The 21796-nt window shown below is 44.3% G+C and carries 33 protein-coding genes; 1 reads left to right on the top strand and 32 read right to left on the bottom strand.

What is annotated here, in order from left to right; all coding sequences use genetic code 11:
* Positions 1 to 16: 16 nt before the first annotated feature.
* From map to lgt, 31 genes are all read right to left on the bottom strand, one after another.
* Positions 17 to 790, bottom strand: a complete 774-nt coding sequence (map, locus tag C805_RS08285) for a type I methionyl aminopeptidase (RefSeq protein WP_016213350.1) — start codon at positions 788 to 790, stop codon at positions 17 to 19.
* 3 nt (positions 791 to 793) lie between these two features.
* On the bottom strand, positions 794 to 1438 hold the full coding sequence (locus C805_RS08280; protein WP_016213349.1) for an adenylate kinase: 645 nt from the start codon (positions 1436 to 1438) through the stop codon (positions 794 to 796).
* Between the two features lie 70 nt (positions 1439 to 1508).
* A complete protein-coding gene (secY, locus tag C805_RS08275; protein ID WP_016213348.1) occupies positions 1509 to 2828 on the bottom strand; it encodes a preprotein translocase subunit SecY in 1320 nt (439 codons plus the stop codon).
* Complete coding sequence (gene rplO / locus C805_RS08270) at positions 2828 to 3271, bottom strand: 50S ribosomal protein L15 (protein ID WP_016213347.1); 444 nt, start codon at positions 3269 to 3271, stop codon at positions 2828 to 2830. Before rplO ends, secY begins: the two co-directional genes overlap by 1 nt.
* Before the next feature lie 23 nt (positions 3272 to 3294).
* Positions 3295 to 3477: a 50S ribosomal protein L30 gene (gene rpmD, locus C805_RS08265; protein ID WP_016213346.1), complete on the bottom strand. Its 183-nt coding sequence runs from the start codon at positions 3475 to 3477 to the stop codon at positions 3295 to 3297.
* Between the two features lie 14 nt (positions 3478 to 3491).
* Positions 3492 to 4001 carry a 30S ribosomal protein S5 gene (gene rpsE / locus C805_RS08260; RefSeq protein WP_016213345.1) on the bottom strand — a complete coding sequence of 170 codons (510 nt, stop codon included), beginning with the start codon at positions 3999 to 4001 and terminating at the stop codon, positions 3492 to 3494.
* 17 nt (positions 4002 to 4018) lie between these two features.
* Entirely contained in the window at positions 4019 to 4387 is a 369-nt protein-coding gene (gene rplR, locus C805_RS08255; protein WP_016213344.1) for a 50S ribosomal protein L18, read from the bottom strand.
* Between the two features lie 19 nt (positions 4388 to 4406).
* Entirely contained in the window at positions 4407 to 4946 is a 540-nt protein-coding gene (gene rplF, locus C805_RS08250; RefSeq protein ID WP_016213343.1) for a 50S ribosomal protein L6, read from the bottom strand.
* 12 nt (positions 4947 to 4958) lie between these two features.
* On the bottom strand, positions 4959 to 5360 hold the full coding sequence (gene rpsH, locus C805_RS08245; protein WP_016213342.1) for a 30S ribosomal protein S8: 402 nt from the start codon (positions 5358 to 5360) through the stop codon (positions 4959 to 4961).
* 19 nt (positions 5361 to 5379) lie between these two features.
* On the bottom strand, positions 5380 to 5565 hold the full coding sequence (locus C805_RS08240) for a type Z 30S ribosomal protein S14 (RefSeq protein ID WP_005424988.1): 186 nt from the start codon (positions 5563 to 5565) through the stop codon (positions 5380 to 5382).
* 13 nt (positions 5566 to 5578) lie between these two features.
* Positions 5579 to 6124, bottom strand: coding sequence for a 50S ribosomal protein L5 (rplE, locus tag C805_RS08235; protein ID WP_016213341.1), 546 nt, complete (start codon positions 6122 to 6124; stop codon positions 5579 to 5581).
* Positions 6125 to 6147: 23 nt separating this feature from the next.
* A complete protein-coding gene (gene rplX / locus C805_RS08230) occupies positions 6148 to 6459 on the bottom strand; it encodes a 50S ribosomal protein L24 (RefSeq protein ID WP_016213340.1) in 312 nt (103 codons plus the stop codon).
* Positions 6460 to 6472: 13 nt separating this feature from the next.
* The gene (gene rplN, locus C805_RS08225) at positions 6473 to 6841 is read right to left on the bottom strand and encodes a 50S ribosomal protein L14 (RefSeq protein ID WP_016213339.1); all 369 of its coding nucleotides are present in this window, start codon (positions 6839 to 6841) and stop codon (positions 6473 to 6475) included.
* A 14-nt stretch (positions 6842 to 6855) separates the two neighbouring features.
* Positions 6856 to 7113 carry a 30S ribosomal protein S17 gene (rpsQ, locus tag C805_RS08220; RefSeq protein WP_016213338.1) on the bottom strand — a complete coding sequence of 86 codons (258 nt, stop codon included), beginning with the start codon at positions 7111 to 7113 and terminating at the stop codon, positions 6856 to 6858.
* 16 nt (positions 7114 to 7129) lie between these two features.
* A complete protein-coding gene (gene rpmC / locus C805_RS08215) occupies positions 7130 to 7336 on the bottom strand; it encodes a 50S ribosomal protein L29 (RefSeq protein ID WP_016213337.1) in 207 nt (68 codons plus the stop codon).
* Positions 7323 to 7763 (bottom strand): 50S ribosomal protein L16, encoded by a 441-nt coding sequence (rplP, locus tag C805_RS08210; protein ID WP_016213336.1) that lies wholly within the window; start codon positions 7761 to 7763, stop codon positions 7323 to 7325. Before rplP ends, rpmC begins: the two co-directional genes overlap by 14 nt.
* Complete coding sequence (gene rpsC, locus C805_RS08205; RefSeq protein WP_016213335.1) at positions 7763 to 8419, bottom strand: 30S ribosomal protein S3; 657 nt, start codon at positions 8417 to 8419, stop codon at positions 7763 to 7765. Before rpsC ends, rplP begins: the two co-directional genes overlap by 1 nt.
* A 10-nt stretch (positions 8420 to 8429) precedes the next feature.
* Positions 8430 to 8816 (bottom strand): 50S ribosomal protein L22, encoded by a 387-nt coding sequence (rplV, locus tag C805_RS08200; protein WP_016213334.1) that lies wholly within the window; start codon positions 8814 to 8816, stop codon positions 8430 to 8432.
* A gap of 30 nt (positions 8817 to 8846) precedes the next feature.
* A complete protein-coding gene (rpsS, locus tag C805_RS08195; RefSeq protein WP_016213333.1) occupies positions 8847 to 9128 on the bottom strand; it encodes a 30S ribosomal protein S19 in 282 nt (93 codons plus the stop codon).
* Positions 9129 to 9199: 71 nt separating this feature from the next.
* On the bottom strand, positions 9200 to 10045 hold the full coding sequence (rplB, locus tag C805_RS08190) for a 50S ribosomal protein L2 (protein WP_016213332.1): 846 nt from the start codon (positions 10043 to 10045) through the stop codon (positions 9200 to 9202).
* A gap of 39 nt (positions 10046 to 10084) precedes the next feature.
* Complete coding sequence (rplW, locus tag C805_RS08185; RefSeq protein WP_016213331.1) at positions 10085 to 10384, bottom strand: 50S ribosomal protein L23; 300 nt, start codon at positions 10382 to 10384, stop codon at positions 10085 to 10087.
* Entirely contained in the window at positions 10384 to 11004 is a 621-nt protein-coding gene (gene rplD / locus C805_RS08180) for a 50S ribosomal protein L4 (RefSeq protein ID WP_016213330.1), read from the bottom strand. Before rplD ends, rplW begins: the two co-directional genes overlap by 1 nt.
* A gap of 23 nt (positions 11005 to 11027) precedes the next feature.
* A complete protein-coding gene (rplC, locus tag C805_RS08175) occupies positions 11028 to 11714 on the bottom strand; it encodes a 50S ribosomal protein L3 (RefSeq protein ID WP_016213329.1) in 687 nt (228 codons plus the stop codon).
* 108 nt (positions 11715 to 11822) lie between these two features.
* On the bottom strand, positions 11823 to 12140 hold the full coding sequence (gene rpsJ, locus C805_RS08170) for a 30S ribosomal protein S10 (protein WP_016213328.1): 318 nt from the start codon (positions 12138 to 12140) through the stop codon (positions 11823 to 11825).
* A gap of 523 nt (positions 12141 to 12663) precedes the next feature.
* Positions 12664 to 13404: an ABC transporter permease gene (locus C805_RS08165; RefSeq protein ID WP_016213327.1), complete on the bottom strand. Its 741-nt coding sequence runs from the start codon at positions 13402 to 13404 to the stop codon at positions 12664 to 12666.
* Positions 13405 to 13417: 13 nt separating this feature from the next.
* Positions 13418 to 14284 carry an ABC transporter ATP-binding protein gene (locus C805_RS08160; RefSeq protein WP_016213326.1) on the bottom strand — a complete coding sequence of 289 codons (867 nt, stop codon included), beginning with the start codon at positions 14282 to 14284 and terminating at the stop codon, positions 13418 to 13420.
* A 159-nt stretch (positions 14285 to 14443) separates the two neighbouring features.
* Positions 14444 to 15178 (bottom strand): LytR/AlgR family response regulator transcription factor, encoded by a 735-nt coding sequence (locus C805_RS08155; protein ID WP_016213325.1) that lies wholly within the window; start codon positions 15176 to 15178, stop codon positions 14444 to 14446.
* 28 nt (positions 15179 to 15206) lie between these two features.
* Positions 15207 to 16583 carry a sensor histidine kinase gene (locus tag C805_RS08150; RefSeq protein ID WP_016213324.1) on the bottom strand — a complete coding sequence of 459 codons (1377 nt, stop codon included), beginning with the start codon at positions 16581 to 16583 and terminating at the stop codon, positions 15207 to 15209.
* 141 nt (positions 16584 to 16724) lie between these two features.
* A complete protein-coding gene (locus C805_RS08145) occupies positions 16725 to 17384 on the bottom strand; it encodes a hypothetical protein (RefSeq protein ID WP_016213323.1) in 660 nt (219 codons plus the stop codon).
* 64 nt (positions 17385 to 17448) lie between these two features.
* Positions 17449 to 18786 (bottom strand): MATE family efflux transporter, encoded by a 1338-nt coding sequence (locus C805_RS08140; RefSeq protein WP_016213322.1) that lies wholly within the window; start codon positions 18784 to 18786, stop codon positions 17449 to 17451.
* Positions 18771 to 19544 carry a prolipoprotein diacylglyceryl transferase gene (gene lgt / locus C805_RS08135; RefSeq protein WP_016213321.1) on the bottom strand — a complete coding sequence of 258 codons (774 nt, stop codon included), beginning with the start codon at positions 19542 to 19544 and terminating at the stop codon, positions 18771 to 18773. The genes C805_RS08140 and lgt overlap by 16 nt, the downstream gene beginning before the upstream one ends.
* Positions 19545 to 19851: 307 nt before the next feature.
* Here lgt and C805_RS08130 point away from each other — a divergent pair, with 307 nt between their 5' ends.
* On the top strand, positions 19852 to 20712 hold the full coding sequence (locus C805_RS08130) for a class I SAM-dependent methyltransferase (protein ID WP_016213320.1): 861 nt from the start codon (positions 19852 to 19854) through the stop codon (positions 20710 to 20712).
* On the opposite strand, the gene pyk is transcribed toward C805_RS08130, so the two are convergent.
* The gene (pyk, locus tag C805_RS08125; RefSeq protein ID WP_016213319.1) at positions 20709 to 21791 is read right to left on the bottom strand and encodes a pyruvate kinase; all 1083 of its coding nucleotides are present in this window, start codon (positions 21789 to 21791) and stop codon (positions 20709 to 20711) included. The two genes, C805_RS08130 and pyk, sit on opposite strands and share 4 nt — an antisense overlap.
* Positions 21792 to 21796: the final 5 nt, after the last annotated feature.

The raw sequence follows: 21796 nt of genomic DNA, 5'->3' as shown, positions 1-21796 counted from the left end.
TCTGCTTTCAGCCTGATTATGCCAGGTTGCCTTCCATACCTGAAAGACTCAGGATTTCCGGCTCCCCGGATGTCACCAAAATTGTATTTTCGTAATGGGCAGACAACGAGCCGTCCTGTGTTACAACCGTCCAGTTGTCATCCTGCCATGCCACATCAAAACGCCCTGCATTGATCATGGGTTCAATTGCCAGTGTCATACCTGCTTTCAGCCTTACGCCTCTGCTTTTTTGGGTAAAGTTGGGAATCTGAGGATCTTCATGAAGCCGGGTTCCTATCCCGTGCCCTACCAGATCCCGGACTACTCCGTACCCAAAGCTCTCTGCGTAAGCAGCAATTGCATTAGAAATCTCATGTAGATGATTGCCTTCTTTTGCGTACTTAATGCCTTCAAAAAAACTCTGCCTGGTCCTTTCAATCAACAGGGACGCTTCTTCTGAAATCTCCCCGATTCCGTGAGTTCTGGCTGCATCGGAATGATATCCCTTATAAATAACTCCGATATCCAGACTTACAATATCACCTTCTCTGAGCTTTCGTTTCCTGGTGGGAATCCCATGGACTACCTCATCATTTACCGATACGCACACCGAAGCCGGATATCCATTATAATTTTTAAAGGATGGAATGCACCCGTAACTCCGGATAATTTCTTCTCCCAGACGGTCAATGTCCAGAGTAGACATGCCTTCCTTCAATTCCTTTTCCAGATTTTCATGCACCTTTTCCAGGATTTTTCCTGCTGCCCGCATTAACTCAATTTCTCTGGCAGATTTAATTGATACTGACATTTTTTACGCTCCTAAAATTTCCACAATGGCGCCAAACACATCTTCCATTGGCCGGGTTCCGTCTACAGTCTTTAAAATATTCTGTTTTTTGTAATAGTCAATCAATGGCTGTGTCTGCTCATGGTATACATTCAGACGTTTCTTTACCGTTTCCGGCTGGTCGTCATCTCTTAATACCACCTGATTGCCGCAGCGGTCGCAGATACCTTCCACTTTTGTGGGAATGGAAACGATATGATAGGTTGCGCCACAGTTCAGGCATGCGCGTCTTCCGGACATTCTGTTGACAATATTCTCGTCAGGAACATCCACATCAATGGCATAGTCCATTTTTTCATTAATTTTTGCCAGGGCAGCATCCAGTGCTTCCGCCTGGGGGATGGTTCGCGGAAATCCATCCAGAACAAAACCGTTTTTACAGTCTTCCTGTCCAATGCGGTCCATAACCAGATCGCAGGTCAGTTCATCAGGAACCAGAAGCCCCTGATCCATGTACTCTTTCGCTTTCTTTCCAAGCTCGGTTCCTGCTTTCAGGTTGGCCCGGAAAATGTCCCCGGTAGAAATATGAGGAATGGAATATTTATCTGCAATCTGTTTTGCCTGTGTTCCTTTTCCTGCTCCCGGTGCTCCTAACATAATAATCTTCATACCTGTCTCCTCCTTTTTTACTCTGAATGCCTGGCCGTCTCAGGACAGGCCAGGCATAAATAATCATTTATCAGTCATTCAAAAAACCTTTATAATAGCGTACCAGCATCTGGGACTCAATCTGCTTGAGCGTTTCAATGACCACACCTACAATAATAATGATAGATGTACCGCCGAAAGACACATTGGCGCTGAATACTCCGTTAAAGAAAATCGGAATAACCGCAACAATCATAAGCCCTACTGCTCCGATAAACACAATATAATTCAGAATTTTTGTCAGATACTCACTGGTCGGCTTTCCAGGCCTGATACCTGGGATAAATCCGCCCTGACGTTTCATGTTGTTTGCCACTTCCAGCGGATTGAAGGTGATGGAGGTATAGAAATATGCAAAGGCAATTACCAGCACAATATACACCAGCAAACCAATACTGTAAATGGGGTTCTCCGGATCGCACCAGTATGACTGAGATAATCCATGGAGAATTTTACTTCCGATCCCGGTTCCCTGGCCTTTTCCCATAATAGTTGCAATAATAACCGGGAACTGCATAATGGACTGGGCAAAAATAATGGGAATTACGCCTGCAGTATTTACCTTCAGAGGAATGTGGCTGGACTGGCCGCCCACCTGTCTCCGGCCCTGAATTTTTTTACTGTACTGTACCGGAATCCTGCGCTCGCCATCCTGCAGAATAATAACGAATACCACAGTAACCAGAATCACCGCAAGAATTACCGCTGCCGCGATAATTGCATTTCCCACGTTGGGAGCATTTGCAATAAACTGGGTATAAAGGGTCATCAGGTCTTCCGGAATACGGGAAATAATATTGATTACCAGCACGATGGAAATACCATTTCCCACACCGTTCTCTGTAATCCTCTCACCGATCCACATCAGAACTGCAGAACCTGCTGTCAGGCCTGTTACCATCATGATTACATGGGGTGCATCAAATTTGTCCAGATATCCGCCCCGTCCAAATCCGACAGCCATGGCGATGGACTGAATCAAAGCAAGAACAACGGTTACATAACGTGTAATCTCTGCAATCTTTTTTCTTCCATCTTCTCCGTCTTTCTGCATTTCTTCCAGCTTTGGAATTGCTATGGTAAGAAGCTGCATAATAATGGAAGATGTGATATAAGGCGTGATATTCAGTGCAAATACTGACATCTGTTCAAAGGAACCGCCTGTAATGGCATCAAAGAAGTTCAGTGCGTCGGTTCCCTGAGCTGCAAACCAGTTTGCAATGACATCGCCTTTTACACCAGGAAGGGGAAGCTGGGACCCGATACGGATAAGCACCAGCATTGCCATCGTATAAAAAATACGATTCCTGATATCTTTAATTTTAAATGCATTGCGGAGTGTCTCCAGCATTAGATCACCTCTGCTTTTCCACCAAGAGCTTCAATCTTTTCTTTTGCGCCCTCACTGAAGGCATTTACCTGTACAGTCAGCTTCTTGGTAAGCTCTCCTCTTCCAAGGATTTTTACACCATCTCTCGGTTTCTTAATGATACCCTGCTCTAATAATGCTTCTATCGTCACAACTGCGTTGTCTTCGAATTTGTTTTCCAGCACTTCCAGATTGACTGTAACGATATCTTTTGAATTCCTGTTGGTAAATCCACGTTTTGGAATTCTTCTGTATAATGGCATCTGACCGCCTTCAAATCCTGGTCTCGGTGCTCCGGAACGAGCCTTCTGACCTTTGTGTCCCTTACCTGCTGTCTTACCATTTCCTGAACCGTGTCCGCGGCCTCTTCTGAAATTATTGCTGTGCTTTGAACCTGCTGCCGGCTTTAAATTTGATAAGTCCATGTTGACACCTCCTTACTGTTCTCTTAGATTTCTTCTACTTTCACTAAATGATTTACCTGTCTGATCATCCCTCTGACTGCTGCGTTGTCAGGCATTTCCACACTGTGGTTTAATTTTCTGAGTCCCAGTGCTTCCACTGTCTTACGGTTTTTCGGTACAGCGCCGATTGGGGATTTTACAAGGGTAATTTTTAATTTCTCTGCCATTTTTCATATCCTCCTTAACCGAGTATCTCTTCTACAGATTTACCGCGGAGTTTTGCTACCTCTTCCGGAGATTTCAACTGACTTAAAGCATTGATCGTAGCAAGAACTACGTTCTGCTTGTTGTTGGAGCCCAGAGATTTTGTACGGATGTTTTTGATTCCGGCCAGCTCGCATACGCTACGTGCCGGACCGCCGGCAATTACACCGGTACCTTCCGGAGCTCTCTTCAGCAGTACGGATGCACCGGTGTGTTTGCCGGTAATATCATGGGTAATACTGCTGTTATCATCTAATTTTACAGAAATCAGTTTCTTGATTGCGTCTTCTTTCCCTTTGCGGATTGCTTCAGGGATTTCTGTTGCTTTTCCTAAACCTGCACCTACATGACCATTGCTGTCGCCAACAACAACCAAAGCTGTAAAACGCATGTTACGTCCGCCCTTTACAACCTTTGTTACACGTTTGATTGATACTACTTTTTCTGTTAATTCCAATTGACCAGCATCAATAATTGTACGTTTCATGTATTTGTCTCCTCCTATTAAAAGTCTAATCCGGCTTCTCTTGCCGCATCAGCCAAAGCCTTAATCTTGCCCTGATAGATATAACCACCTCTGTCGAAGACAACGGTTGTAATGCCTTTTTCCAGTGCCCGTTTTGCGATCACAGTTCCAAGGTGTGCCGCTGCATCCACATTGTTGGTTTTTTCCAGTTCAGCTTTTACATCTTTCTGAAGAGTAGACGCGGAAACGATTGTATTTCCAACTGTATCGTCAATCACCTGTGCATACATATGGTTATTGCTTCGAAACACAGCTAAGCGTGGTCTTTCGGCTGTACCGGAGAAACGATTACGCATTCTTCTGTGTTTTTTCATACGGACTTCTGCCCTTGATTTTTTATTAACCATTTTTTTGTTCCTCCTTTAATTATTTTTTACCGGTCTTACCAACTTTACGCCTGATAACTTCATCCACATATTTGATACCCTTGCCCTTATAAGGTTCAGGTCTTCTCTTATCTCTGATTTCCGCTGCGTACTGGCCGACTTTCTCTTTATCAATACCGGAAACAGTAATTTTGTTTCCTTCCACTTTGGACTCCAGGCCTTCCGGATCCGTCATAACAACCGGATGGGAATATCCCAGATTCAAAGTTAAATCTTTGCCGGATTTGGATGCCCTGTAACCAACACCGTTTACTTCCAGCTCTTTGGTGTAACCATTGGTTACGCCCACTACCATATTGTTAATCAGGGTTCTGGTCAGACCGTGCAAAGATTTCATTCTCTTTAAATCATTGGGTCTGGTTACAGTAATTTCAGAACCTTCTAATTTGATTTCCATTTCTGCTGGAAGGGTTCTCTCAAGAGTTCCCTTCGGACCTTTTACAGTCACATGATTATTTTCTGCAATATCCACAGTTACGCCTGCAGGTACTGCGATTGGCATTCTTCCGATTCGTGACATGCCCGTACCCTCCTACCATACATAGGCCAGCACTTCGCCGCCTACTGCTAATTTTCTTGCTTCTTTATCTGTTACAACACCCTGGTTGGTGGAAAGAATTGCGATTCCAAGACCGCCGAGAACCTTCGGAATTTCATTTTTGCCGGCATATACGCGAAGTCCCGGTTTGGAAATTCTTTTCAGTCCTGTAATGATTTTTTCATTTTTGTCTTTACCGTATTTTAAGGTAATACGAATGGTTTTGAAGCTGCCGTCTTCCACAATATCGTATTTCACAATATAGCCCTCGTCCACAAGAATGTCGGCAATTGCAACTTTCATCTTGGAAGCCGGAACATCAACTGTATCATGTTTCGCAGTATTTGCATTACGGATTCTTGTAAGCATATCTGCAATTGGATCATTTATAGTCATGATATATTTTCCTCCTTTACTACCAGGATGCCTTTTTCACTCCTGGGATCTGTCCTTTATATGCTAATTCACGGAAACAGATTCTGCAGATTCCGTACTTTCTCAGATATGCATGTGGACGTCCACAAATTCTGCAACGACTGTATTCTCTGGTAGAGAATTTCTGTTTACGCTGCTGTTTGATTTTCATTGCTGTTTTTGCCATTGAAATTCCCTCCTTACTGTTTTGCAAATGGCATATTGAACTGTGTCAGTAATTCGCGGGCTTCCTCATCTGTTTTTGCTGTTGTTACAAACACAACGTCCATACCGCGGATTTTATCAATCTTATCGTATTCGATTTCCGGGAAAATCAGCTGCTCTCTGATGCCCAGCGCATAATTTCCTCTTCCGTCAAATGCATTTGGATTCACGCCGCGGAAGTCACGTACACGGGGCAGCGCCAGATTGATCAGACGGTCAACAAATTCATACATTTTGTCGCCCCGTAAGGTCACTTTACATCCGATAGGCATTCCCTCTCTGATTTTGAAGTTCGCGATGGAATTCTTTGCTTTGGTGACAACAGCCTTCTGACCGGTGATGATTTCCAGGTCTTTTACTGCCGCATCAAGGAGTTTTACATTTTCTTTTGCTTCACCAACACCCATGTTGATGACTACTTTTTCAATTTTCGGTACTTCCAGAATATTTTTATATCCGAATTTTTTCATCAGAGCGTCAACAATTTCGTTCTGATAAATTTCTTTTAATCTACTACTCAACTGAATGGACCTCCTCTCCTGAATTAATCAATCACTTCGCCGGTGGATTTGGCAAAACGTACTTTTTTGTCCCCGTCCATTTTAAAGCCCACACGGGTAGCTTTTCCTTTGTGAACGTACATTACATTGGAAATATCAAGGGGTCCTTCCTGATGAACGATACCGCCCTGCTGATTTGCCATACTTGGTTTGGTGTGTTTGGTAATCATGTTGATACCTTCCACCAGTACCGTATGATTTTTCCGGTTTACTGCAATTACCTTGCCTTCTTTGTCTTTATCTTTTCCGGCGATTACTTTCACAAGGTCGCCTTTTTTAATCTTTAATGTTGCCATAGACCCACACCTCCTATAATACTTCCGGAGCTAAGGAAACAATTTTCATAAACTGTTTTTCACGAAGCTCTCTGGCAACTGGTCCAAAGATACGGGTTCCTCTTGGGGTCTTGTCATCTTTGATGATAACAGCCGCATTTTCGTCAAATTTGATATAAGAACCGTCTTTACGACGAGCACCTTTTTTGGTCCGAACTACTACAGCCTTTACCACGTCGCCCTTTTTAACAACGCCGCCTGGTGTTGCATCTTTAACCGTAGCAGTAATGATATCTCCGATATTTGCATATCTTCTTGTAGAACCGCCCATAACACGGATGCAGAGGATCTCTTTTGCTCCTGTATTATCGGCTACTTTCAGTCTGCTTTCCTGTTGAATCATGCCGGTAGCCTCCTTTATTTCGCTCTTTCAATGATTTCCACAAGTCTCCATCTCTTGTCTTTGGATAAAGGTCTTGTTTCCATTACTTTTACAGTATCTCCGATTTTGCATTCGTTGTTTTCGTCATGAGCTTTTAATTTATATGTCTTTTTTACGATTTTGTTGTAAAGAGGATGTCTCACATTGTCTCTTACCGCAACCACGATGGTTTTGTTCATCTTGTCGCTTACAACAACACCGGTACGTGTTTTTCTAAGATTTCTTTCTTCCACGATATGGGTTCTCCTTTCACGCTTCTTTTGCCTTCTCTGTGATTATCGTCTGAATCCTGGCAATATTTTTACGAACCTCTTTGATCCTTCCCGTATTATCTAACTGATTCGTTGCATTCTGGAATCTTAAATTAAAAAGTTCTTTCTTTGCAGCTACTAACTGCTCCTGCAGGGTCTCTGTGGACGCTTCTCTCAATTCATTTACATAATTACTGGTTTTCATTTGACTCACCGCCTTCTAAGTCTGCTCGTGAAACTACTTTACATTTACAGGGCAATTTATGTGTGGCAAGACGCAGTGCTTCACGCGCTGTTTCTTCCGGCACACCGGAGATTTCAAATAAAACACGTCCTGGCTTCACAACTGCTACCCAATATTCCAATGTTCCTTTTCCGGAACCCATACGGGTTTCTGCCGGTTTTGCGGTTACCGGTTTGTCCGGGAAAATTTTAATCCAGACTTTACCGCCACGCTTGATATAACGTGTCATTGCGATACGGGCTGCTTCAATCTGATTGGATTTAATCCAGCAGGGTTCCAGAGATACGATACCGTATTCTCCATTAGTGATTTTATTACCTCTTAACGCCTTGCCTGCCATGGATCCACGGAACTGTTTACGGCGTTTTACTCTTTTTGGCATTAACATTATTTATCGCTCCCTTCCTTTGTGTCTTTTGTTGGAAGGATCTCGCCTTTGTAAATCCATACCTTTACTCCGACTTTTCCGTAAGTGGTATCTGCTTCGGCGAATCCATAGTCGATGTCTGCTCTTAATGTCTGAAGGGGAATGGTTCCCTCACTGTAAAACTCGGTACGTGCCATGTCGGCGCCGCCCAGACGTCCGGATACGGAACTTTTGATTCCCAGAGCTCCGGCTTTCATACTTCTGCCCATGCAGGATTTCATGGCTCTCCGGAAGGAAACACGGTTTTCCAGCTGAAGGGCAATGTTTTCTGCTACTAACTGAGCGTCTTTGTCCGGCCGTTTTACTTCTTTGATATCTACTACCAGTTTTTTATCTGTAAATTTCTGAAGTTCTGCTTTTACTTTTTCAATTTCCGCTCCGCCTTTTCCGATTACCACACCTGGTTTTGCAGTGTAAAGAATTACCTTTACCCGGTCGGAAGCTCTCTCTATCTCAATTTTGGAAACTCCTGATGCATATAATTTCTTTTTCAGAAATGTTCTGATATTATAATCTTCTACCAGAAAATCCGCAAAATCACCTTCTGCATACCACTTAGAGTCCCAGTCTTTGATAATTCCAACTCTTAAACCATGAGGATTTACTTTCTGTCCCATGTTCGCCCTCCTATCTTTCATCAAGCACAATTGTAATATGGCTCATTCTCTTTTCGATTCTGTAAGCTCTTCCCTGTGCTCTCGGTCTGACTCTCTTCATTGTTGGTCCTTTGTTTGCATAGCATTCTGCAATGTAAAGATTCTCTGTGTTCATGCCATTGTTATTTTCCGCATTGGCAATTGCAGATTTCAGCAGTTTCTCTATTACGCCGGATGCGTATCTTGGATTATACGCCAGAATTGCCAGTGCAGTCTGTACGTCTTTTCCGCGGATTGCGTCAAGTACGAAGCAGGCTTTCTGAACAGATACCCTTGCATAAGATAATTTTGCTGACGGTCTGGTATCTTTCTGTGCGTTTCTTTCTCTCTTAATTTGACTTCTGTGTCCTTTCGCCATGGGTTTGGAACCTCCTTCCTGAATCCTTAATTAACGGACTTTCGATTTCTTTTCATCTTTTCCGTGTCCACGGTAAGTTCTTGTTGCAACGAACTCGCCCAGTTTATGTCCAACCATGTCTTCTGTTACATATACAGGCACATGCTTTCTTCCGTCATGTACTGCAAATGTATGGCCTACGAACTGTGGAAAAATCGTAGAACGGCGGGACCATGTCTTGATCACGCTTTTTTCGCCTGCTGCGTTCATGGCATCTACTTTTTTCAATAAACTTGCATCAGCAAATGGTCCTTTTTTCAGTGAACGACCCATAAATTCAACCTCCTGAATATTAATCCCGCTCTGCCGGGTATTTCCCTTTATTAAACATTTCAGTTATTTTATTATTTTAATGCTCTTCCGTCTCTTCTTCTTACGATGAGCTTATTGCTTGCCTTGTTTTTCTTTCTGGTCTTAAGACCCAGTGCAGGTTTGCCCCAGGGAGTAGACGGGCCCGGACGTCCGATTCCGGTCTTACCTTCTCCACCTCCATGTGGATGGTCGTTGGGGTTCATAACAGATCCGCGTACGGTGGGGCGGATACCCATGTGACGCTTCCGTCCTGCTTTACCGATTTTTACAAGGTTGTGGTCTGTGTTTCCTACCACGCCGATGGTTGCTCTGCAGTTGATAGGCACCATTCTCATTTCACCGGAGGGCAGTCTTAAGGTTGCATATTTGCCTTCCTTTGCCATAAGCTGCGCGCTGTTTCCTGCGGAACGTACAAGCTGTCCGCCTTTGCCGGGATGCAGCTCAATGTTGTGTACCTGGGTACCAACGGGAATGTTTTCCAGAGGCAGGCAGTTTCCTGTTTTAATCTCGGCTTCCGGTCCGTTCATGAGCTTCATGCCGTCTGTCAGGCCTTCCGGAGCAATGATATATGCTTTTTCACCGTCTGCATAGCAGATAAGTGCAATGTTTGCTGTCCGGTTGGGGTCGTATTCAATTCCGATTACAGTTGCCGGAATTCCGTCTTTTTTATTTCTCTTAAAATCAATGATTCTGTATTTTCTTCTGGAGCCGCCGCCGCGGTGCCTTACCGTAATTTTACCCTGGTTGTTACGGCCAGAACGCTTCTGTAAAGAAACCAGCAGGGATTTCTCCGGTGTTTTCTTCGTGATTTCAGCGAAATCAGAACTGGTCATATTTCTTCTGGAAGGTGTATATGGGTTATAGGTCTTAATTCCCATGATTTTTCTCCTTTCATCTTTTCACTTAATGTTCCATGATTACAGGCCTGCAAAAATCTCGATATCCTTGCTGTCTTCTGTCAACTGAACGATTGCTTTCTTTGTTTTGGCAGTTTTTCCCACTACCATGCCTCTCCGTTTCTTTTTGCCGCCGATGTTCAGAGTGTTTACTTTCTTCACTTTTGTACCCTCGAACATCTTTTCCACAGCTTCTTTGATCATGGATTTATTTGCTTCCGGATGTACCAGAAACGTATATTTCTTCTCGCCCATGGCGTTCATGCTTTTCTCTGTGATCACCGGCCTGAGGATTACGTCATAATATTTTACGTTCGCCATTATGCATACACCTCCTCGATGGTTGCTACCGCATCTTTGGTTACTACTACGGTGTCATATTTCAAAATATCATACACATTGATGGTGTTGGTCAGTGCAGTTTTTACTGCAGGAAGATTTCTTGCTGACATTACCACATTCTGATCATTTTCGTTCAAAACCACAAGGGCCTTATTCACTTTCAGGTTGGTCAGAATCTCTTTGAACTTTCTGGTTTTAATTTCATCCAGTTTCAGATCCTCTACCACGATCAGCTTGTTATCATTTACTCTGGAGGTCAGCGCAGATTTCAGAGCTGCTCTCTTTTCTTTTTTATTTAATTTAAAGGAATAATCTCTTGGAACCGGGGCAAATACCACGCCGCCGCCTTTCCACTGGGGAGCACGGATGGAACCCTGTCTTGCATGTCCTGTTCCTTTCTGTCTCCATGGTTTTCTTCCGCCGCCGCGGACTTCGGAACGTGTCTTTGCTTTCTGTGTTCCCTGACGTTTGTTTGCAAGCTGCTGTACCACTGCCATGTGTACCAGATGCTCGTTGACTTCCACGCCAAACACTGCATCGCTCAGCTCAAGGCTTCCAACTTCATTGCCTTCCATATTATAAATAGCTACGTTAGCCATTGTTAAGTCCTCCTTTCATGGTACTATTTTTTCACTGCTTTTACAGTCTCTTTGATTGTTACTAAAGATTTCTTTGGTCCCGGAACAGCACCTTTTACCAGAAGCAGATTGTTCTCAGCGTCTACTCTGACAACTTCCAGATTCTGGATCGTTACTTTTACAGCACCCATGTGGCCTGGCATTCCTTTGCCCTTAAATACCTTGCTCGGACTGGAACATGCACCGTTGGAACCCTGATGACGATGGAATTTGGAACCGTGAGCCATAGGTCCTCTGTGCTGGCCATGTCTTTTAATAGCACCCTGGAATCCTTTTCCCTTGGAGATTGCAGTTGCGTCAATCTTGTCGCCTTCTGCAAAAATATCAGCTTTGATTTCATCTGCCAGATTATAATCGGCAGCGTTTTCAAATTTAAATTCTCTTACAAATCTTTTACTGGACACGCCTGCTTTTTCAAAATGGCCTCTTTCTGCCTTTGTAACACCGTGTCTGTTTCTGATTTCTTTCTTTCCATTGGCGTCTCTGTTGACGATTCTGTCCTTCTTGTCAACAAAACCAACCTGTACTGCGCTGTATCCGTCGTTTTCCACGGTTTTCACCTGTGTTACCACACACGGGCCAGCCTGTAATACAGTAACCGGTACCAGAACACCGTCTGTATTGAAGATTTGAGTCATTCCGACTTTGGTAGCTAAGATTGCTTTCTTCATTTCTTTCCCTCCTGTTTACTCTACAGCGGAACGTTTCATACCCATGGGCAGCGGAACCGTTCATTCCAGAACAAAGTTAATGCTTTATATTAACCCTTCAGGACTGCTCTATTTGTTTTTCATTTTAATATCAATGTACACACCTGCCGGCATTTCCAGTCTGGACAGTGCATCCACGGTCTTCTGGGTGGGTGTGATGATATCAATAAGTCTTTTATGAGTTCTCTGCTCAAACTGTTCTCTGGAATCTTTGTATTTGTGAACCGCTCTCAAAATGGTTACTACTTCCCGTTTGGTGGGAAGGGGCACCGGGCCGCTCACCTGTGATCCGTTTTTCTTTACAGTTTCGATGATTTTCTTCGCAGATGCATCCACTAACTGATGGTCATATGCCTTCAGTGTGATTCTCATTACCTGACTTGCCATAAAAAAAGTCGCCTCCTTTTCGCACTTTACCTCAGTACGACAAGCGGTGACTGTACACTTCTCCGTGTGTGTCATAACTTCTACACACGTCTTCTGCGTTCCTGCAGATTTTTTATTGTGATACAGTGACTTGTCGCCAGTTTCCTAACTTGACATTCGCTCCACGGAAAACCTGCCTTTCTTCGGGCAGCAACCTCACGCTTCATCGCTATCATGCCACAGCACGTATTATTATAAAACAAATTTATCCATATTGCAAGTATTTTTTTCCTGTATTTTGTAAAGGGGTGATAAGGGTGATTCGCAATTCGAGGCAGAGCCGCTTCTGTGGCTTTCCCTTTTCTGTTTATGATATAGCATATCCGAAAGTTTAGTACAGGAGGAAAAATTCGGGTGCATTCGTATTGTATATAAAACTTACTCGTGATTTTTGTAAAACACTTCCTCCCGTTGCCGGGTGCAGGTCAGACAACACAGCCATTATGGCATATCACTGACCTGAAATCACCCTGTCTGAACCGTATCAGTCTTTTTCATATCCATTTCTTCGATAAAGTATTAAAAATACAAGAATGCTGATGATCAATTCTCCCACAAGCACTGCGATATCCAGCGGTTTTAACGTGTATGGCATTCCCTCTGCAAACCCATTTGCAATCTCTGTCAGCACCCCGGTAAACAAAAATCCTGAGATATGGTGCAATTTTTCGGAAAGATTTCCAAACATTGGAATCATCATAAACACGATCATCAATGGATAGGAAATCAGATTTGCATTCATCTGATTTTTGGCGCAGAGACCGACAATCATTCCCATTACGCAGCTGATCAGGGAGGCTGCTGCACTGACCAGTAAGAAAACCGCAACCGATACCTGGCTCATGGAAATACCACTAATCACCAATACCACAATATTGATTATGTTCATCAACACAAACGGAAACAGAATACTTCCGATAAAATACTGCATTCCCGTGACCGATGACGTCATTAAAACCCGTAACGTATGTTTCTCTTTCTCTTCTGCTATGGCAGTTCCTACCATCAGGAATCCGTCCATACACAAATTAAGGGAAATTCCCAGACTCAGGATCAAAGACACCAGAACCGGTGATAACTCACCTCCTGAATTGATGCCATATAAAATTTTGAACATCCATACCATGGCCACAGTCAGAAGGGGCCCAATCATAATCGCCGTATTGCGGCTGATACAAATCCATTTAATCTGTGCAACTGCTGCTAATTTATTGATATTATTCATCTTAAAACTCCTCTCACATACTGGCTAATCCAAGGGATGCCCCTGTTACCTGTAAAAATACACGTTCCAGTGTTGGCTCACAGGAATGAATACACTGTATTTCATCTCTCTGCATCCATTCTGAAATTTTTGCAATATTTTGAGGACTCTGCTCTAAGATGACTTCTTCCTGATTATTCAAAAGCAGATGATATTTTTTATTTTGATTATATTTCAGGCAAAGTTCTTTGGGCGAGCCGCACTCGACAATTTTCCCCTGATATAAAAGTGCAACTCTGTCACAAAGTTTTGTGGCTTCTTCCATATTATGTGTGGTCAGAAAAATTGACATACCTTCTTTTTTCAGTCCCAGCAACATTTTATGAACAGCTACCGCAGTCGATGGATCTAATCCGCTTGTGGGCTCATCCAGAAATAAAATTCTTGGCTTATGAAGCACTGCCCTGGCCAGAACAAGTCTCTGCGTCTGCCCTCTGGAAAGTTTACCTGCCAGCTTTTTCCGATGTTCATACAATTCCACCTGATGTAAGACTTCCTCCACTCTTCCCCTGGGAACACGCCATATTTTTGCAAACATACTTAAATTCTGCCATACTGTCATTTTCTCATAAATTCCGCTCTGATCAGAAACCACGCCGATTTTTTCATAAATTGATTCATCAATATTAACCGTATCCGTATCAAGAATTTTCGCCTCTCCGGACGTCTGTCTTAACTGTCCTGTGATTATTTTAATCGTGGTAGTTTTTCCGGCGCCCGACGGCCCTAAAAATCCCAGAATTTCACCTTTATGAAGGGTAATATTGATATCCTTAAGCGCCAGTTCCGTCTTATAGCGTTTGGAAATATGTGATAAATCCAGTAATACATTTTGTTCCATAACATAACCCTCTTTCTGAATATTTTCTTTATAATTGCCCTGTTTTCTGTTCCAGAGTAATTATGATGGAAGTATCGTATCATGTTTTATCACCTTTTTGCCGAGTTCTGCCTGAATGATATGCCATACTGCCTGAAACGGCCTGTCAAACGCTGTCAGCTAAATTCTGCTCAGCAACTCCCCTTTCATACTTTTGGAAAACAGACATTTTTCTCCGTTCTCCATAAGAATTTCCCGATGTTTTAAATCTAACTCCTGAATCTTATTTACATTCACCAGATATGACCTGTGAACCCTTAAAAAATACTCCCCGAACTGCTCCTGCAGCTCCTGTATACTGCCAATAAAATCAATACATTCATTCTTCCCATGAAGTTCTATTCTGTGTGTACGGACACTCGTTTCAAAGAACATAATTTCATCCACCGGAATATGCCTGACAATATCCAGCACCTTTACCGTAAAGTATTCCTTTTGCTCTCCCTGCTCCTTACACATCCGCTCCGTAATAATCGCAAGGTTTTTGTGCATTCCAGCCAGCATTTTTTCAGTATTGCCCTTTACTATATAGTCCAGCGCTTCCAGGTGATAACGAAATGTCTCAAATGCCAGATCCGGAAAGGAAGTCACATAGATCAGAAAGCCTCTGGTATCAAACTTTCGAATCTGTTGTCCCAGCATAAATCCATCCATCGACTCATCCTTAAGCTCCACATCCAGAAAATAAATCCCTCTCTTTGGATGCGCTGCCACCGCTTCAATAATTTCCTGGGGATGCCTGCTGCACAGAGCAATCTGCATATCATAACCTTCGATCATAATCTGTTTTTCCAAAAACTCTCTCTGTGCAGCGAGTATCATCCCATCATCTTCACAAATATAAACCGGAAGCATATTTTTCCTCCACAACTTTTCACACTTCTTATTCCTGTATCTTTAACTCCTGAATAAAATAGCCATCCCTTACTGTTGTCAGAGAGAAGACATTTTCATAATGTTGTAAAATATTTTTATAACTTGCAAGGCCAATTCCTCTGTCCGCCCCTCTGGTAGAATAACCCTGCTGCCAGATTTTGTGAAAATCAACGTTTGAATACAATGGATTTCTTACCTGAAATGTTGTGCATTCTTCCTGTCTGCTAATCATAATATGTACCTGCGGTTTTGGCTTCTTTCCTTTTTTCCCCTGTACTTCATCAATAGCATTGTCAATCAGTATCCCCAGGCATCTGCACAGGTCAGTGGTTCTCAGCCGTGTTCTTTCAAATGGACGCAATACTTCCAGTTCACAGGAAATCTGCTCCTGGCGCATTTTTTCCATTTTCCCTAACAGCAGCCCTTTTACCTCAGGCATATGGATATTTCCAAGCTGTGTCAATCTTCGTATCTGTTCCCCCACCTGATAATCAAAATCACTTGTCATATCCTGGATAAAATTCTGCACTGCTTCCATATTTCCCTCTTTTGCCTGAAGGTACATGCCAGACATCATATTTTTATAATCATGACGGAATCTTCGCATTTCATTCTGCAGTTTTTCCAGACTCTCAATATAAGCATTTTGCTGCTGCATACTAATCTGCTGAGTCTGAATTTGCTTCTTTTGCATTTCCTGACGCCCTGCATAACCAAAAATAATAAAAACAATCAGCAGATATAACAGAGAAACCACTGCATTATCGTTACCAACCCGTTCTCCCATTTGCACCATAAAATAAAGTATTTCAGACAAAATCGGGTATAAGCTGATAAAAATAATACTTAGCTTTTTCGATTCTTTCCGTTCCATCCACAGCCGGAACATTTTCCCAACTCCGGTTTTATAAAGAAGCAACACCCAGATAACCTCTATGAGCGGTGTTAATACATACAGAAAAAAATAATATATTAACCGTTCTCCCAAAATATCCAGATGAAAAACCATATCAGGTGAAAATAAAACTCCTATGTGTACCGCAAAAGATTCCAACATTTCTAAAAAAACAGCCGAAATCCAACAGGCCAGCAGATTTTCCCGATAGAGAAAATATAAATAAAACATTGCTCCTGTCATTCCCATATAGGTAAACAGGATTTGTCCTGCATTATACCTCCATCTAAAGATACCCGCTTCATAAAAAACGGTCCCTGCCAATGCCCATACACAGATAAATAACAGAGTAAAAGCAATTATTTTCACTTTGCGCTCTTTTATCTGATATGGTTTTCGCTCCAAAAGCAACATGGAGATCCAGAACATAAACAGCACGCTTATTGTCAAACCAAAGGCATTACCGCAGAAAAGTCCCCAAAAACTCATAATCCTTTTTTACCTCCTGCAACTTCTCACAATCCCGGCAATCCAGGATTTCCATTTGTCCATCTTTTCGGAAGTTCATCCATTATGACAGTTTTCTCAATTTCACCTGAACCTTTGAAAGGCCGGAACCGCCTGTTGGTATTACCCTTTGCAGTCCATCACAGAAACCCGTTCTTCCGGATAAAACTGCTGCAGAACCTCTTCCTGTCTGTCCTCTGCTGACTCCGGCAGCTTCTTCTCCGGATGAAAATTATTATCCGCTTCCATGGGCTGCCCGGGATTTTCCTTAGCCTGCTCCACTTCCGGCTTATTCATAAACCGGGGATCTTCTTTTGCATCCTTAATGGCCGCTTTCACAGCTTCTCCCAGCAGCTCTCCAAACTGGGGATTTTTCTTCGTCACTTCTGCAACCTGCTGATATGCCTGCTGCACAATAGTCTGCTGTTCTTCTTTGGAGGAAGCCTGCTGAAGGGCATGTTTTATCCTCTCCCCTTCTTTCCGGGCAAGTTCCGCCATCTGTGCAAGCTGTGGATTCACCCGCCGCAGCAGTTCCCGCTCCTGCGGCGTTACGGACTCTCCTCTGGCAATCTTTTTTGCAATCTGCAGGGCCTTTCTGGTGTCACGTTCCCCTTCTTCCACTTCCTCAGGCTCCAGCAGCTTCTGCAGGAGTGATTTTTTAGTATCATCTGTTTCCACTCCGGTCAGATTGCGTATTACCTGATTGATATCTACCAGTAAATCACCGTTTTTTCTTTTTGCTGCTCCTGAATCCGAATTCGTCCTGTTTATATTAATGTTCATGCTCATTCCTCCCGTCTGACTGACACAACATGGTTCTTACAGTTATATCGGCAGGCGGAAAGAATCAGGCCACTGTTTTCCATGTGTCCTTTTTTCTGTAATAAATCAGTCCCACTGCATCCGCCAGAAACCATCCAATGGGAACGGACCACCAGATTCCCGTCACCCCAAAGGCCGGTACTGCTGAGAGCACATAGGCCAGTACCACCCGTGTACCAAGGGAAATTACCGTGAGCACTACAGACATGCCAGGCCTGCCCAATGCCCGGTACAGACCATACAGCAGAAACAGGCAGCCGATTCCGCAGTAGAAAGCGCCTTCAATCCGCAGGTACCGCACCCCTTCCATTATCACTTCTGTTTCCGACGAGTCCACAAACAGCGTCATCAGCGGCCGGGCGAATACCCAGACAAGGGCTGAAACCACAATGCAAAAGGCCATGGATGTAAGCAGCGCTCCTTTCAGTCCTTTCCGGATGCGTTCTTCCTTCCTGGCCCCATAATTCTGAGCAAGAAATGTGGAACATGCATTGCCGAAATCCTGTACCGGCATATAGGCAAAGGCGTCAATTTTCACTGCCGCCGCAAAGGCTGCCATAATGGCAGGACCAAAACTGTTCACCAGCCCCTGTACCATGAGAATCCCAAGATTCATCACGGACTGCTGCACACAGGTCAGTATGGAGAATCCCGCAATTTCCCTGACGCATTCCGGAGGAATCTGCCAGAATCTCCGGACAGCCCGAAGCTGAGGACAGCGCCCCATCCCGTATATCACAATTCCCACACCGGAAATATACTGGGAAATCACCGTGGCTCTGGCTGCACCTGCCACTCCCTGTCCAAGCTCCAGCACAAACCACAAATCAAGCAGGATATTCAGCACAGAAGAAGCAGCCAGAAATACCAGCGGTACCACAGAATTTCCCACTGCGCGCAGAAAAGAGGCAATATAATTATAGAGAAATGTGGCTGTAATTCCCCAGAAAATAACAGCCAGATATTCCCGCATATAACCCCACACCTCTTCTGGCACCTGAAGAAAGACACGGATTCCATCCAGGCAGGCAAAAGCGGCCAGATTCAGCAGAACTGTCAGTGTTCCTATTAATACAAAAGACCCGCGGATACTCTCCGCAAGTCCCTGTTCATCCCGCCGGCCAAAACGGATGGAAAACACTGCGCCGCTTCCCATGCAGAGTCCCAGGAGTACGGACGTCAGAAAGGTCATCAGCGTAAAGGCAGATCCCACAGCCGCCAGAGCATTGCTTCCCAGAAATTTTCCCACAATCAGCGTATCGGCCACATTATAGCATTGCTGCAGCAGATTCCCAAGAATCATGGGAACCGCAAATTTCAGCATGGAGGCCATAATGGGCCCTCTGGTTAAATCCCGGTCCATTCCTCTTCATCCTTTCCGGAATGTTTTCCCGTCCACAGAAACATTCCAATTCCCAAAATCAGAATGAAAACAGAAATCAGCTGGGACGTAGACAGAAATCCAAAGGTTCCCCGGTAATCATTTCGCAGCATTTCTATGATAAATCTTCCGATACTGTAAAGAATACAGTAAACAGCCGACACCTTTCCTTTTTGGGGGTTCCTTTTCGCATATGCCATCAGAAGAAACGCCATGGCAAAATCACCAATACTGGAATAAATCTGGGTGGGAATCAGTTTCACACCATTTGGCGCATAATCTGACTGCCAGTATTGAATACTGAATGCCGAATCTGTCTCCCTTCCGTAACAGCACCCGGCAAAAAAGCAGCCAATTCGCCCGCAGCCCTGTGCAAAAGCCACCGCCGGCAGCACCAGATCCAGATAAGACAGAAAATCTGCTTTTTTATAGCGGCAATAGCCCCAGCCGGCTGCCACCCCGCCGATTATTCCTCCATACACCACCCATCCATTCTGAAAATTCCACAGAATAGAAGGGTCCTTCAAAATATCCTGAAAACTCACGGTATAATATAGAAGTTTACTGCCCGCTGCTCCCCCCAGCACTGCACACCAGAAAATTCCAAACAGAATATCCGGGTTCAGTCCCTGCTTTTTAGCACGTCTTTCGCTGATGAGCAGTGCGCTCATGTAACCGATTGCCACCATAACGCCATACAGATGTATGGTCAGGGGGCCAATGTGAATATCATTAATCATAATTTCCTCCAGTTTTCCATTTGTTGTACAATCCTCAGTCTATTGTAACAAACTTCTCCGTTTCTGTGAACCATTTTTATTGTACCAGACCTGCCAGTTTCTGTTTATACATAGTTTGCAAACACATCTTCCTGGTTCCCGATTTTCATTGTAACAGTTTAAAAATACGGATTCAGATAAACTGCAAAATCACTAAACATTTCCAAATTAATGTGCTATAATATGCAAGGTGCTTTTAACACCTGAATTCTGTACTTATCAGAACATAGTTTCATTTTGCATACAAAACTAAGAAAGGACCTGTGATATGTGGATTGCCAATCAATGGAAAGAATATGAAGTTATTGACTGTTCCAGAGGAGAAAAATTAGAACGCTGGGGCAAATACCTTCTGGTAAGGCCGGACCCCCAGGTAATATGGGATACTCCTGAAAATCATCAGGGCTGGAAACACCCCAACGCCCATTATCACCGCAGTAAAAAAGGCGGCGGTGAATGGGAATTTTTTGACCTGCCTCAGCAGTGGGATCTCCATTATGGTTCCCTTACTTTCCACCTGAAACCATTCAGTTTTAAACATACCGGCCTGTTCCCGGAGCAGGCTGTAAACTGGGACTGGTTTGGAGAGAAAATCAGAAATGCACAGCGCCCTGTGAAAGTTCTGAATCTTTTTGCCTATACCGGAGGGGCCACATTATCGGCCGCCGCTGCGGGAGCCAGCGTTACCCATGTGGATGCTTCCAAAGGCATGGTCACCTGGGCAAAAGAAAATGCTGCCGCCTCCGGACTTTCTGAAGCTCCCATCCGCTGGATTGTAGACGACTGCGTGAAATTTGTGGAACGTGAAATCCGCAGAGGCAACCACTATGACGCTGTCATTATGGATCCCCCCTCTTATGGCAGAGGCCCCAAAGGAGAAATCTGGAAAATAGAAGATAATATTCATGCCCTGATAAAACTCTGCAGTCAGCTTTTATCAAATCAGCCTTTATTTTTCCTGATTAACTCTTATACTACCGGGCTGCAGCCTGCAGTACTTGCATACATGCTTGGAACAGAATTAAGAAATTTTCACGGAATCACAGAAGCTCAGGAAATCGGCCTCCCGGTTTCTTCCAACGGGCTGGTACTTCCCTGCGGAGCCAGCGGAAGGTGGGAAGCCAGTTAATACGGTACAGGTTCCCCGCCGCTGCAATACCGTTTTGCCTCTCTTACCGTATTGGACAGATAGCGGATAACTTCCAGCGGATATGGGCCCACTGCCGTTTCTCCTGTTACCATTACTCCTGCGGCCCCTTCTGCCACCGCCCGGAAAATATCAGACACTTCCGCTCTGGTGGGAATTTCCCGCTCCTCCATGGAGGCAAGCATCTGGGTAACCACCAGGAAAGGTTTTCCGGCTCTGCGGCACGCTTCGGCAATCCGGGCCTGAACCGGGGGAAGCTCCCACAGAGGCATGCTGTTCCCCAGATCTCCCCTGGCAATTACAATCACATCCGCCCAGGGCAGAAGATTTTCCAGATTCCGCACCCCTTCCATATTCTCTATTTTTGCAAATATTTCTATATCAGGCGCATTCGCTTTTATTAATTCCTGTTTTAACTCTTTTAAATCCTCTGCATTCCGCACAAAAGGCAGCATGACGCCGGTAACGCCATGGGAAACGGCTGCTGCAAGATTCCGCCTGTCGCTTTCCGTCAGGGTCGAAAGGTGCAGGGCTGCTCCCGGCAGGGCAATACTTTTTCTGGGCTGCAGAACACCGCCCCGCAAAACCTTACAGCGGACACCGGTTTTCGTAACTTCTTCCAGTTCAAGCTGAATTTTACCGTCATCCAACAGAATTTCCTGCCCCTGTTTCCAGAAATCAGCAGATTCTCCCTCGGTACCTCCGGGGAAAGCAGACTCTTTTTTCGCTGTGTCCGGGAGGGACGAAAGTAAAATCTCCGGCAGAGGAATATCTCCTTCTCCGGCCCCAAGTTCCGCCCATGCTCCCTGGGTCAGGGTAAATGGCTCCTTAAACGTTCCGATTCGAAGCTCCGGCCCCTGGAGATCTATCAGCAGTCCGGGCTTTTTTCCGGCGGCATAAGCAGCCTTTTTTATCATCTCCGTCCATTCTCCGGACGCCTCCAGCTCCCCGTGGGACAGGTTCAGGCGAATCCCATCCATTCCCAGCCGGAACATTTCCGTAAGTATTTCCTGATTTCCACAGGAAGGCCCTATGGTTCCATAAATATCAGTCCTGCTCATATCCG

The organism is Eubacterium sp. 14-2, assembly GCF_000403845.2.
Lineage (GTDB): Bacteria > Bacillota > Clostridia > Lachnospirales > Lachnospiraceae > Petralouisia.
This window is presented reverse-complemented; position numbering and strand designations above follow the sequence as displayed.